A 13,992-nucleotide genomic window follows, 5' to 3' on the forward strand; every position below is an offset into this window, starting at 1 on the left:
CAAATACACATTTATGAGTTCTTTGTGACCAAATACCAATCGCTGCCACCGCCCACCGCCCAAAGGGCTTTCCTTCCACTTCAGTGCGTTCATGTCATGAGACGCACTTCGTTGCACTCACTACAAATAGAATTTCATTTTATCGAGAGGTAATGTTGATTTAAACCAACTTAAATCATAAAGTTTATCTGTTTTTCTGGGATATATATAATAAATTTCTGAATGAGGTATCAGTGTATGGATGAGGTTAACAAGCAGGAACTCAGCGAGAGAGATATCTGTACAAAGTATATCACACCTGCAATCAAAAAATCAGGTTGGGACATTCATACTCAAATGCGGGAAGAAGTCTACCTCACAGCAGGTAGAGTCCTTGTTCATGGTCAGAAAGCTACTCGTGGTGAAAGAAAGCGTGCTGACTATGTTCTTTACTATAAACAGAATATTCCAGTAGCCGTTGTTGAAGCAAAGGACAATAAGCATACTGTTGGTGATGGTATGCAGCAGGCCCTATCATATGCTCAGATGCTCGATGTTCCCTTTGCATTCAGTTCCAATGGTGATGCTTTCCTACAGCATGACAAGACAGGATTATATGATGCTGTAGAAAGAGAAATCTCATTAAATGATTTCCCTTCACCTTCTGAACTATGGGAGTACTATTGCCGTTGGAAAGGGATTACCGATGAGAACAGCAAGATTGTTACTCAGGATTACTATTCATTCCTAGGCAAAGAACCCAGGTACTACCAAACAATTGCTATTAACAGAACCATTGAAGCCATCGCAAAGGGTCAGGACCGTATATTGCTTGTAATGGCGACAGGAACTGGAAAAACATACACAGCATTCCAAATCATATGGCGTTTATGGAAATCTCGTACAAAGAAGCGCATATTGTTCCTTGCAGACCGTAATATATTAGTCGACCAGACAAAAAAGAATGACTTCAAGCCGTTTGGGTCAGCTATGACCAAAGTCAAGGATAGGCAAGTGGACAAGTCATATGAGATATACCTTTCACTATATCAGGCTGTAACTGGTTCTGAAGAAGAGAAAAATATCTATAAACAATTCTCTCCTGATTTTTTTGACCTTGTGATTGTAGATGAATGTCACCGTGGAAGTGCAGATGAAAACTCAGCATGGAGAGATATTCTTGAATATTTCTCATCTGCGACTCAAATAGGTCTGACTGCTACTCCTAAAGAGACTGAAAACATATCTAATATTCACTATTTTGGAGAACCTATCTATACCTATTCACTTAAACAGGGAATTGATGACGGATTCTTGGCACCTTATAGGGTCATCAGGATTGATATTGATAAAGACCTTCAAGGATGGAGACCGGAAAAAGACAAGGTCGATAGGTACGGAAGGGTCATTGAAGACAGGATTTATAACCAGAAAGACTACGACAGGTCTATTGTCCTTGATAAGCGTACTCAACTTGTTGCAAGGGAAGTTACAGAATTTTTGCAATCAACTGACCCATTTTCCAAGACTATTGTGTTTTGTGAAAACATTGACCATGCAGAAAGGATGCGTAAAGAGCTTGTCAATGCAAACCCGGAACTTGCAAGGGATAGCAAGTACATAATGAGAATAACCGGTGATGAAAAAGAAGGTAAGGCTGAAATTGACAATTTTGCAATGCCTGAAAGCAAATATCCCGTAATTGCAACTACTTCAAAGTTATTGGGTACTGGTGTTGATATACAGACTTGCAAGTTAATTGTTCTCGACAAACGTATTCAGTCGATGACCGAATTCAAGCAAATAATAGGACGTGGAACTCGTATTCAGGAAGAATATGATAAACTGTATTTCACTATTATGGACTTCAAAAAAGCAACTGAGCTTTTTGCGGACCCTGATTTTGACGGCGATGCTGAAGAAGTGTATGTAGGTCCGGGTGTAAAAGCTTTAGCACCTCAAATATTAGGCAACAAGGTAAAACCATATATGGTTGATGATGTTGATGCTAAAGTGGTTGCTGTACGCAAGCAGTATTATGGTCCTGATGGCAAACTGATAACCGAGTCGTTAACAGATTACACTAAAAGAACCGTTTTAGATGAGTTCTCATCTCTTGATTCTTTCCTGAAATATTGGAGTGAAGCTGACAAAAAGCAAGCCATAATGGAAGAACTTATCGAAAAAGGACTTTTGTTGGAAGACCTTGCTGAAGAAGTTGGCAAGGAATATGACCCATTTGACTTAATCTGTCACGTGGTATACGACCAGCCACCTTTGAGCAGACGTGAAAGAGCAAACAAGCTTAAAGGTAGTGGATATTTTGCTAAATACGGGGACAAAGCCCGTGCTGTCCTTGATGCATTGTTACAAAAGTACTCTGATGAAGGTCTCGAAAACCTTGAGAGCCTTGATGTTCTCAAAGTTGAACCTCTCAGCAAATATGGCACTCCTATTGAGATTATCAACATGTTCGGGGGTAAATCTAATTACCTCGAAGCCATAAGGGCAATGGAATCTCAATTATACATGGCTGAAGCATAATTCAAACATGAAGTGCAGGTTAAAAAAATGTCATTAAGTGCCACTATAAAGAGTATACAGGACATAATGAGAAAAGATGCGGGTGTAGATGGTGATGCACAACGCATAAGTCAGTTGGCTTGGATGGTATTCCTTAAGATTTTCGATGACAGAGAAAAGGAATATGAAATAATGGATGATGGTTATACATCGTCTATTCCTGAACGACTTCGCTGGCGAAACTGGGCTGCTGATGAAGAAGGTATCACTGGTGACGAACTACTTGATTTTGTGAACGATGACCTGTTCAAAACACTAAAGGACCTGCAATTTGCACCTGATGCAGACCCACGTGGATTTGTTGTACGTGATGTTTTTGAAGATTCTTACAACTATATGAAGAATGGTACTCTGATACGTCAAGTCATCAATAAAATAAATGATGTGGATTTCAATAGCTCTGATGATAGGCATCTCTTTGGGGATGTATACGAAAAAATATTGAAAGACTTGCAAAGTGCTGGAAATGCCGGTGAGTTCTACACACCACGTGCTGTCACCGAATTTATGGTGCAGATGGTCAACCCTCTGATTGGTGAAAAGATACTTGACCCTGCATGTGGAACTGGTGGTTTCCTTACCTCATCAATTGAACATCTACGCAAGCAGGTTAAGAGTGTAGAAGACGAAAAGAGACTTCAGGATTCAATCAATGGTATTGAGAAAAAACCTCTACCTCACTTGCTCTGTGTAACTAACATGTTACTTCATGGTATAGAAGTCCCTTCACAAATACGGCATGATAACTCACTTGCACGACCATTAAGAGACTATAAACCTTCAGACCGAGTTGATGTGATTGTTACTAATCCCCCATTTGGTGGAATGGAAGAAGATGGTATCAAAACAGGATTTCCCGCAAATTTACAGACAAGCGAAACTGCTGATTTGTTCCTTGTGTTGATTGTACACCTGCTCAAAGATGGCGGACATGGTTCCATAGTCCTTCCTGATGGGACTTTATTCGGTGAAGGTGTGAAGACTCGTATCAAAGAAAAGCTGCTTACTGAATGTAATCTCCACACCATTGTACGCCTTCCTAATGGTGTGTTCAGTCCATATACTGGTATTAAAACCAATCTTTTGTTCTTTACAAAGGGCGAACCTACTAAAGAAGTATGGTACTATGAGCATCCATATCCCGAAGGATATAAGTCATACTCCAAGACAAAACCCATGCGGATACAGGAGTTCGAACCTGAGAAGGAGTGGTGGAATAAACGCCATGAGAATGAGTTTGCTTGGAAGGTTACTATTGATGAGATTGAAGCTAACAATTACAATCTTGATATCAAAAACCCTAATGTGGAAGACATTGACCACGGTGACCCTGAAGAACTACTTTCTAAGTACAAACATCTACTGTTGCAGATAGACGAAACACGCAATGCTTTGAAAGATGAACTTAGGGCAGCATTGGACGGTAAAAACGCATGAATACTTCTTTGTTCTTTGATAATTTCTCCATAGTTGCCGACTCACCCAATGGAGTCCAGAAATTACGAGAAATGATACTACAACTTGCGGTGATGGGTAAACTTGTACCACAGAACCCTAATGATGAAACTGCAAGTGTATTGGTGGAAATGATTAAGGCTGAGAAGACAAGCTTGGCTAAGCAGGGCATCATCAAGAAAACTAAGAGCTTGCCATTTGTTCAGGCTGATGAAATTTCATATGAAATTCCAGAAAGTTGGTATTGGACAAGACTTGGAAACATAGGAATAGTAAATCCAAGGAATAATGTTTCAGATGACTTGGATGTTTCATTTGTTCCTATGAATTTAATATCAGAAAAGTATGGAGAGGACGCTGAATCTGAGAATAGGATATGGAAAGATATCAAAAAAGGATACACACACTTTGCTGAAAATGATGTTGTAATGGCAAAAATTACGCCATGTTTTCAGAATGGTAAGTCTACTGTTATGAAGGGACTATGCAATAGTATTGGAGCAGGTACAACAGAACTACACGTGTTTAGGTCAGTGACAGACTATGTAAATCCTGATTATGTAGTGTTGTACTTGAAAAGTCCTCATTACATTGAAACAGGAATCACTAAAATGACAGGTTCAGCAGGTCAAAAAAGGGTTCCACGTGATTATTTTGCACATAATCCATTTCCACTTCCACCTCTTGAAGAACAAAAGCGCATAGTAGCCAAGGTTGACCAGCTTATGGCTATGTGTGGCGAACTGGAAGCCTTTCAGCAGCAGAAGAATGAAAGCCGTATTCATCTCAATAAGGCTGCCCTCAATGGATTGCTTAATGCAGACAGTGCAGATGAGTTCAATGAACTATGGCAGTTGATTTATAGCAACTTCGACCTGCTCTATGATAACCTTGACAATGTAGCCAAGTTTAAGGAAGCCATACTACAGCTTGCTGTGATGGGGAAGCTTGTGCCACAGGACTCAAACGATGAGCCTACAAGTGTGTTATTAGAGAGGATTGAGGATGAAAAAAAGAGGTTGATGAAGGAAGGTATCATCAGTCTAAAAAACTTAGCAACAAATATTGTAGTCGATGATATTCCATATCAAATACCACATAATTGGGCATGGTTTAAGCTGAATGACCTTGTTTACAATTTTGGACAAAAAAAGCCAGATTCTAAATTTACATATATTGATGTTGCTTCTATAAATAAAGAAAAGGGGTTAATTTCAGACAATGTGAAAACCATTCTTCCTGATGATGCTCCATCAAGAGCAAGAAAAATAGTCAAGAGAGGATGTGTAATTTATTCAACTGTCCGTCCCTATTTATTAAACACTGCTATTGTTGATGATGATTATTCACCTGAACCTATAGCAAGTACTGCATTTGCAGTACTCAATCCATACTCAGGTCTATTAAATAAATATCTTCATTACTACCTTCGAAGCCAACATTTTGTAAACTATGTAGAATCCCAAATGATGGGGATGGCATATCCTGCAATAAACGACACTAAACTTTACAAGGGATTAGTGCCGCTCCCACCACTTGAAGAACAAAAGCGCATAGTAGCCAAGGTTGACGAGCTTATGGCTATCTGTGATGAACTGGAAACAAGGATAAGTAAGGCTCAGGAAAATAGTGAAAAGTTGACCAATGCCGTGGTCAATTCTGTTGTTGAATAGTGGTGTTTCAACCTATGGAGACTCACCATTCAATATAAGCAGTCCCACCAGAATCCTTGCCACCTTTGCAGTACCCTGTGGATTTGCCACAATTCGTGCATGCTCTTCCATTGCGATGTAGCAGACCACTAACAATGAAAGTGTTACCACAGACCGGACACTTAAATGCTGCATTGTTTCCTATCCAGTCTTCATCTGTACTGAGGTTGTTTGGTTCTAATTGTTTTATAGACATTTTATTCCTCTATATTAGTAATCAAATCAATGAACATCCCTGCGTGACACGGGTAGCAGACCCCGAGCACATAAGTACTCTATAATTGTCACTCATTGTTGACTTTTTGATATGCAAACAGTGCCCTGTTAATCTCTATTTTTCCCATGAAGCAAAGTTAATTTAGGAGGTATTTACACCTTTTCATTTAGTCCTGCTTTATGCATTCTGTTTCTCCATTTTCTTATTTATTTTCGCATTCTTAAGGCGCATTTTGTGTGCTACGCCATTATTACTATTTCATTCTATAGTAGATAATTTCTCCTGATATGCGTTAGTTTTAAATATTATTAAACAAATGTATTACATGCTGTCATACAAAAAAAGTATGAATAGAAAATGAAAAACATCAAAACGGAGTAATAAAAATGCCAGAATATAAAAGAATTGTGAAAACACTATGTATAGATGAAAATGCAAAAAAATTCATGGACAATTGGGATGGTAACAAGAATCTTGAAGACCGTGAAGAATGGACCAGTAAAATACAGATACTTGATACCAACTATGGAAATCGTATACTATTAACATGCGAATTTGTTGCTGATACACAAGAAGAACTCTATGAAATATCACACGATGCTGAATATCTTAGTCAGTTGTTTTTTATGCAGCATAAAACTAGGTGTAATTTATGTTATTACATGGTACATGAGAGAATTAAACCTGTTTATGGCAACACATTTACTGATGCTGAACTTGAAGTCTTGACTGAGAAAGACCTTTTGTATGGTAATGCACTGAATGAAGGAGTACCAAATGAAAAGGTGGATAATAAACGTGTGGTGTCCGTATCATTAAGAATGGACAAAAACGAAAAAAAACTTATTGACAACATTGTATGGTGCTTCATTCATGACAATAAGGTTTATGGCAGGTATGCTAATGAGGATACTACAGTATCATCATATATTCGTACAGCAGTTCGAGAAAAGATTCTCCGTGATATTAGTAGAATAAATGAGGATTGGGCATACGATTCTGACATTTATCATACAGATGAAGAGTTCATTCAACTATTGCTCTCAGAAGACTATGCAACAGAGCATGCATGGGAAATGCCAGAAAATGATGAATAATGTAATCTAGCTTCAAAACCTAATTTATTCCCTAATGGCAAATTCAGCAAATATGGGATTAAAGTCTAACACATAAGTTCCTCATCGAGCCCAAAATCAAATTGAAACCCAAACATATCTAGTTCGCCGATGAGTATACTGAATTTAGTAAAGATATAATAATAAGTAGAATTTCCGAACCTTCCTATGATGATAGTATGCAAAATCATCGACCTTTTGAACGTTTTTTCCTTTGTTCTCTAGTCTTTTTCTTAAGCCTATGCTGCCAGTTATCCACGAATATTTGCTCTGAAGGTTCCATGAATAAAAATTCATTTGACAATATATGCCTATGAGCCTAGCATGGTGAAAGTGATGTTCATTTCATAGCTCGACATATTCATAGAAAGGCAAGTATGCCCTCTAATTCTTCTTCTGTGCCAATTTCTGCCCTTTAGACTTACATTGACACGGCTGGTAAAATATCGAGGCTTAAAACATTCTTTAGAAAGTCCTTTGAATTTCAAACAGCAGTAACACTTGTGGACGGTGTAGATGGTGTGGATTTAGGCTGATTGAGTGGACTGCTTATGCATCTCCTACAAGGTTAAATATAGTGATATTATCCACAGAAATGTTATCATCATACTCTATGTAGATACTCAATTAATTTGAGATTAAATCGCATTAATTTTTATTAGATGCTCTTCATTATGTTAATAATCTAGTAATAATCATTATTCAGTTACAATAACAAAGGTGGGTAATAAATGGGTGATATCAGACTGTTCAGGACATCTGGTGAGAAGGCAGAAGAATTATCAAGTTCCTCTGTTGCACTTGAGAAGTCACTTCAAACGTATATGGAAAGAAATCTTGAAACCTTGCTGGGCATTAAGCTAATAGCAAGCGAATACTCTACTGGCAAAACACATGGTGGAAGAATTGATACACTTGGGATTGATGAAAACGGCTGTCCTGTCATTATCGAGTATAAAAGGTCTCTGAATGAGAACGTTATCAATCAAGGTCTTTACTATCTCGACTGGCTATTGGACCACAAAGCTGAGTTCCAGTTGAAGGCAATGAATGTTCTGGGCATGAATGGAGATGATATCGAGTGGATTCCTCGGCTTTTATGCATTGCTGGTGATTTTACCAAGTATGACATACATGCAGTTCAGCAAATTAATAGGAATATTGAACTTATAAAGTATCAGAAATATGGTGATGAATTATTGCTTTTGGAGTTAATCAATGCAACAAACGTTCAAAGCAGTGATGATTCAACTACAAAGATTAAGGATATTTCTAAGAGTTCAAATTATAAGACATTTGGAATGAACTACAATCAATGTGACGATGAACTTAAGGACTTGTATGAATCATTAAAATCCTTCATCGAAGCATTGGGTGATGATGTACAGGTAAAGGAATTAAAGTTTTATACTGCATTTAAAAGACTTAGCAATTTTGCTTGTGTGGAGATTCGTCCTCAAATACGACACATAGTTGTATATGTAAAACTCAACCCTGTAGACGAAGTTAATGAAGGCGGATTTACTCGTGACGTCCGGAAAATTGGTCATTATGGAACAGGTGACCTTGAAATCACAATTAAATCTGAAGAAGACTTGAAAAAAGCTGAAGGTTTGATTGCCAAAAGCTATGAAAATAGCTAATCAAGTATTGGTTTGGTGTTGAAGGAATCACTTCCTTCAATCACTATCTCCATTAATCATAAATTCTGCATAAACCGGATAGTGGTCCGATACATCAGTTGTTAGCTCCTCATCAAGACCATACACCAAATCAAACCTGAACACACCTAATTCACCTGTAATGTCACTATCATCAGTCAGAATTATCCTGTCATAAGTGTAATCTGTGGACTTTGTCGTTGTGTCCTGGCTGTCATCGATAATCCAATAGTATTCATCAAGGTCCGATGTTCCATCCTCATCGAAATAACTTCCATCAGCATTCAGGTCTCCCATGATAATGAAATCACTTTCTTCTGGATTCTGTGACTGTGCATAGGATAGCACATCATCGAGTGCATTAATCTCCTCAGTGGCTTCATCAGGGTCAGTATGGATAACAATGAGAGTTGCATCATAATTGCCTTGTAGAGCTTCTATGGACGCAATATAGGGTTGTCTGTGGAATGGGTCAGTACCATTTGGTTCAGGATAAGTATAAGCGTCATTGACAGACACAGTGGCAGTGTTGTAGATGTAAGCATACTGCTCCTTTGAGGTCGTCCTGCCAAGCCTTTCACTTACTACGTAATCATATTCAGAGCCATCTGAATTCACAAGGTCTACAAGTTCAGGAAGAGCGGTCTGTGATTTATCCCGGATTTCCTGTATTGCAATTACATCGTAGGTTCTAACTATGTCAGCAAGTACATCCATGACCTCAGGTTTATCGGCTTTTGTGACACCGAAGACCTGAACATTGAATGCACCTATTCGCAGTGTATCTGATGTTGGCACATTGACTTCATCCGGCGTAGATTCTTCAGTGGTGACTATTTCATTGACAACAGGCATTTGTTCCGGCATTTGCTGTTCGATTTCAGTAACCACATCACTGATTGTTTCAGTGCTATCAGAAATACAGCCAAAGGTTAGCGAAATAAGTATGAGTATTGCAAGTATTTTCGTTTTCATTGTGTCCCCCTCTAAGAGATAGATAAAACTATTAGAATATTCATAGTTTTAATCATTCACTACATTTCAATTATAAGGTGGAAATTAATTAAAAATATTTATGTAGATGTAATTGATAGTGATGTCTGTGGCATGCATACAATATGGTAAAAAATCACCAATTTTGAACCAATCAACCTACATGCCACCTGTTATTAATCACATGTAAAAAATCTAATCAGCATATCAATTAAGTTTATTCAAGATATTATTCACTGTTTCTTCTGTAGTTTCACATCTTGCTTTCTGTTCTACTAAGAATGATTTTTGCTGCATGTACATTTGTGAATTATAGTCCTTTAGTGAATTTTTGTTTTCTTCCATGAAAGCAAGCATATCATTGATATGCGTTTCAAATACTTCACATTCAACTTGCAAATTTCTTCCTGCACTTCTAACTTCACTTGCTTTTAAACTCAGTTCATTTTGAGTTGCAGATGATGTTCTCGTTGCATAGGACATTGCATTAACTTTTGCCATGTAGTCATTGTATTCCGTTAATTTAGCGTTCCAATTATCTACATCTTCATTAAAAGCATCTACACGTATTTTGTACTGCGAAGAATATGCGTTATATTCGTCAATAACTTCTTGATTTGGATTCTTTTGAGATGAAATCACACTAACTGAATTTGTGCTTGAAACACCGCTTGTCCAATACCTATCAACAAGGACATTCATATAATCCTCAGAAACACTCTCCACAGAAATAAAAGTTCTATCGGTCAAAACTTGTACATCATATGTTTTGGTGAAAAAACCTCTTTCTCCAATTAACCAAATATGCTCTACAACCTTTACGTCCGAAAAGTAAGCAGTATCTGATTTTAATTCACCCCATCCATTTATAGAACCTGTATCATTGGACATATCAATAATTAAAGGTGCAAATGTCCAATAGCAAATAAGTAAAGAAACTATTACAATAGGAGTTAAAACAAATTTGTTGTTGAAGATTGATTCTTTTTTCTTAGTTTTTCTATTGGAATCTTCTGAGTAGTAACTGTTCCATTCATTAGGTGGAAAACCTTGATACCTATTCTTTTCAGCTTCTTTTGCAGCATTGTAAAGCTCATTTTCGATACGGTTTCCCATCTCTGCATCACTTATTCGATAATTTGGTCCAGCTTGACCATTACTCATGAAATTCTCTCCACAATTTTATCACTTGAATACCAACTATTTTTATCAAATAATATACTTTTTAATTGTATAAAAGTATCGCATATATTCAATTGTTAAAATTCGAAAATACCTGAAGGTTTGCATAAGATTATCAAAATACTCGCATGCTGTATCAGATAACACATACAAATTATTTGCATGGTAACTTCTGATGCTATTATGACGGTATGTTAGAATTATCTAAAATGTAGACAAGCTCATTATTTTGTAATAAATCGATATCAATAGCCTGTCATATACGACTATATACAAAGATATCGTATAATAAGCTAGTGGGAATTGATACAAATACAGCTGCCATAATCAACTGATTGTAAAATATCGATTGCATCATAAATGGGGGTATTTTTGATGATAAACTTTATTTTAAGGGAAATTAAGACTGAAGCTGATTTATTAAATCATATAAGTACAGGCAATTTGTCTCACTTATTTATCAATATTAAAGAGCTCAAAAAGCTCAAGATGTCATGTTGCAAAATTAATGATGTTGTGTTTTTTAAAACAGAGCTTGAAAATATAGACTTTCCTGACAGTGAAAAAATAAGTTTTCAAGGCTGCCAATTAGTAAATTGCAACTTTAATAACACAAAACTAAAAGACTGCAACTTTACAACTGCTAAGTTAATTGATTGTAGGTTTGAAAACACTAAATTAAGTACTTGCAGATTCCGTGGTGCTGCAATCTCAAAAAGTAATTTCAAATATGCTCAAATAAACATGGTAACATTTGAAGATGCGAAAATTAATTGTTGTGATTTCTACAGAGCATCATTTTTAGGTGTAGTTGTTTTTAGAGATTGTGAGATGGAAAATAGCAGTTTACATTATACTCTTTTTGCTGATGGTGCAATTATCAGAAGAGATAACCTCAAAAATGATAAGATTTTACAGCAAAATAATGGGATATATAAGGATTTTTTAGAGGATGCTAGGGACAAAGCAGTGAATAAAGTAGGATGGGATGTAAAAAAGTCAATGTCTGAAAGATTCCGAGATGCTGAAGATATTTACCGAGCTTTAAGTGCACTATGGTTGAGTAAAGGGTATATGAGCGATTCAAATTGGGCATATGTACAAGCTAGAAGAATGGAGTGTGAAAAGCTAAAGCTTGAATTAAAAGAAATACCCAAAAATGAACGCACTTCTACTAAAATATTAATAAAAAAAATAGTCATTTTTCAGAATGAATTAGTTGGGTTCCTTTTTGGTTATGGCGAAAGTCTGAGAAAAGTGGCATTTACATATCTACTCATATTTGTTTTATTTGCAGCAGCATATTTCATATCGCTTCCCGATGCAACTTTTAAAGAAGCGTTAGCATTGAGCTTTTATTCTATGCTTCCTTCGTCGTTAGAATTGAGTCTTAGTTATTCCCTAACAAATGTACTCATCACAGTTCAAACAACAATGAGCATAATATTAGCTGGAATTCTTGGGTTTGTACTAGCAAACAAAATAAGATGTCAATAATTGGTATTTTATGTAGCAAGCATAGAGATTTCACATATTGAAGACCTGAAAGTGTCTGAAAGCCTGCATGTGGTTCTCGAAATGCTCACAGGCAATATCATAGCTTCCCCATCCACAGGCATTCCCTAGGATGATGTGCTTAAGTACAATATCAGGAAGCAAGTCAGTTGATTGTGTTTCAATGAAGGACTGAACGTCAAGTGAGGTCAATGCACCTGTTCTCAGAGTTTTGCGATATTCATTGATTCTGTTGTAGAGGTCTTCTTCACTTTGGATGGGTGTGTCGTTCATAGAAGTTGGTATGTAGGCAGTATATATGCTGATACTCCAAGCAGGTTGAAAGTATTCATTCATCTATCAAACAGATTTCACATTCTCATGACAAAAATACCGGCAACACATCACAATTCCAGAAGATGCATATATTTATCGTTTAGCTATCTGCAACAACAATCCTATAATCTCGGATTAGATATCTTTAACATATATAATTTTATAGAGTATATATTCCTCATTATAGGTGATGATTAAATTGTCTGAAGATGAAAGAGCTTATTTAGATTTCGAAAGAATCCGTAATGAACATATTGATTTTTATAAAGACTATACTTCATTTGATGATTTCAATGACAAAAAGAAGGAATGTTTCTTCACTGATAATTTAAAAATCTTCTCTCAATACATATATCTAATTAATTCTCTGAGAAATGAAAATATAATAGACATGAAAATCAACTATTCATTGTTTGGTATGGCCTATGAATTTCTTCTAAAAATATGTGCCTTAAAGATAAATTGGGATGAATATTTTGAATCCTATAAAACAAACCATAGAAATCGAAATTATAACTATGTAAAAGAATATGTATTGGCAGATTTGGATAACAAATTAAGTTCGGAACAATATCAGCGTTCTGAAGAAATAATGACATTTGTTCAACTTCAAAGAAATCACTTTGTTCATAATCTTTTTAAAGGCATGGACCACTATGCAATTCCAAAGCAAATGTATGAATTAATAGCGGTTTTAGTTGTTATTTACAAATTGAGTTTACCTAAAGAAGTTGTAGCTTACATACAAAATGGCATTAATAACAATAGTTTTTCCCATGGAATGGACTTTAAAGAAGTAGGATTTGAAGTCTACACTGATAAATTGAGTGACTATGCCCTAGATATACCACTTTTCAATGATTATTGGTAAAATAATGTTGTTTACTTTCCCATAAAGGCTTCCACATATAATTGCAAAGAATAGACTCAAAACCAGCACTCATTGAATCTTAGTAAGCTTGTACTTTACTGGTTTTTCGATTACTTCTAACTTTGCTCTTTTGATATTGTTTTTATCAATCCATTCATGTAGATAATTAGTTCCTTTCACATTTTTGTTATCGTAGGCTGTCCGTAAATGCTTACATTTAGAAAAAAAGGAGTCAGGTAGATGAGAATAGAATGTTTTGCCATCAATTTCAATCTCTATGTCCCTATTAGTTTCATCGAACAAATTATGTGCATCTTTTCCAATTTCAACTTGATATCTTTTATTTGGACCATGCCAGCTTATCCCACAATCACGATACATTTTGAACACCTTA

12 protein-coding genes are annotated in these 13,992 nt (G+C 36.2%); 7 read left to right on the forward strand and 5 right to left on the reverse strand.

Features of this window, described 5'->3' with window-relative positions; translation table 11 throughout:
• Positions 1-237 precede the first annotated feature (237 nt).
• The 3 genes from hsdR to METTI_RS06090 are packed head-to-tail and all read left to right on the forward strand — an operon-like array spanning position 238 to position 5,690.
• A complete protein-coding gene (gene hsdR, locus METTI_RS06080; RefSeq protein ID WP_023844944.1) occupies positions 238-2,523 on the forward strand; it encodes an EcoAI/FtnUII family type I restriction enzme subunit R in 2,286 nt (761 codons plus the stop codon).
• Positions 2,524-2,550: 27 nt separating this feature from the next.
• Positions 2,551-3,999, forward strand: coding sequence for a type I restriction-modification system subunit M (locus METTI_RS06085; RefSeq protein WP_023844945.1), 1,449 nt, complete (start codon positions 2,551-2,553; stop codon positions 3,997-3,999).
• Complete coding sequence (locus METTI_RS06090) at positions 3,996-5,690, forward strand: restriction endonuclease subunit S (protein WP_023844946.1); 1,695 nt, start codon at positions 3,996-3,998, stop codon at positions 5,688-5,690. Before METTI_RS06085 ends, METTI_RS06090 begins: the two co-directional genes overlap by 4 nt.
• Before the next feature lie 22 nt (positions 5,691-5,712).
• Here the strand turns inward: METTI_RS06090 and METTI_RS06095 are convergent, their stop codons facing one another.
• Positions 5,713-5,925 (reverse strand): hypothetical protein, encoded by a 213-nt coding sequence (locus METTI_RS06095; protein WP_023844947.1) that lies wholly within the window; start codon positions 5,923-5,925, stop codon positions 5,713-5,715.
• A 407-nt stretch (positions 5,926-6,332) separates the two neighbouring features.
• Here METTI_RS06095 and METTI_RS06100 point away from each other — a divergent pair, with 407 nt between their 5' ends.
• Together METTI_RS06100 and METTI_RS06105 are read left to right on the forward strand one after the other, a co-directional pair.
• Positions 6,333-7,043, forward strand: a complete 711-nt coding sequence (locus METTI_RS06100) for a hypothetical protein (protein WP_023844948.1) — start codon at positions 6,333-6,335, stop codon at positions 7,041-7,043.
• 749 nt (positions 7,044-7,792) lie between these two features.
• The gene (locus METTI_RS06105; RefSeq protein WP_023844949.1) at positions 7,793-8,704 is read left to right on the forward strand and encodes a DUF5655 domain-containing protein; all 912 of its coding nucleotides are present in this window, start codon (positions 7,793-7,795) and stop codon (positions 8,702-8,704) included.
• Positions 8,705-8,740: 36 nt separating this feature from the next.
• On the opposite strand, the gene METTI_RS06110 is transcribed toward METTI_RS06105, so the two are convergent.
• Together METTI_RS06110 and METTI_RS06115 are read right to left on the reverse strand one after the other, a co-directional pair.
• The gene (locus tag METTI_RS06110; protein ID WP_023844950.1) at positions 8,741-9,697 is read right to left on the reverse strand and encodes an exonuclease/endonuclease/phosphatase family protein; all 957 of its coding nucleotides are present in this window, start codon (positions 9,695-9,697) and stop codon (positions 8,741-8,743) included.
• A 225-nt stretch (positions 9,698-9,922) separates the two neighbouring features.
• Entirely contained in the window at positions 9,923-10,879 is a 957-nt protein-coding gene (locus METTI_RS06115; RefSeq protein ID WP_023844951.1) for a hypothetical protein, read from the reverse strand.
• 393 nt (positions 10,880-11,272) lie between these two features.
• Between METTI_RS06115 and METTI_RS06120 the strand changes: the two genes are divergently transcribed.
• Positions 11,273-12,394, forward strand: a complete 1,122-nt coding sequence (locus METTI_RS06120) for a pentapeptide repeat-containing protein (protein ID WP_023844952.1) — start codon at positions 11,273-11,275, stop codon at positions 12,392-12,394.
• A gap of 30 nt (positions 12,395-12,424) precedes the next feature.
• On the opposite strand, the gene METTI_RS06125 is transcribed toward METTI_RS06120, so the two are convergent.
• On the reverse strand, positions 12,425-12,685 hold the full coding sequence (locus tag METTI_RS06125) for a hypothetical protein (RefSeq protein WP_048135219.1): 261 nt from the start codon (positions 12,683-12,685) through the stop codon (positions 12,425-12,427).
• A 241-nt stretch (positions 12,686-12,926) separates the two neighbouring features.
• On the opposite strand from METTI_RS06125, the gene METTI_RS06130 reads away from it, so the two are divergent.
• Positions 12,927-13,598 carry a hypothetical protein gene (locus METTI_RS06130; RefSeq protein ID WP_156916257.1) on the forward strand — a complete coding sequence of 224 codons (672 nt, stop codon included), beginning with the start codon at positions 12,927-12,929 and terminating at the stop codon, positions 13,596-13,598.
• Positions 13,599-13,667: 69 nt separating this feature from the next.
• On the opposite strand, the gene METTI_RS06135 is transcribed toward METTI_RS06130, so the two are convergent.
• A complete protein-coding gene (locus tag METTI_RS06135; protein WP_023844955.1) occupies positions 13,668-13,979 on the reverse strand; it encodes a hypothetical protein in 312 nt (103 codons plus the stop codon).
• Between the last annotated feature and the right edge of the window lie 13 nt (positions 13,980-13,992).

Source organism: Methanolobus tindarius DSM 2278, assembly GCF_000504205.1.
Taxonomy (GTDB): Archaea; Halobacteriota; Methanosarcinia; order Methanosarcinales; family Methanosarcinaceae; genus Methanolobus; species Methanolobus tindarius.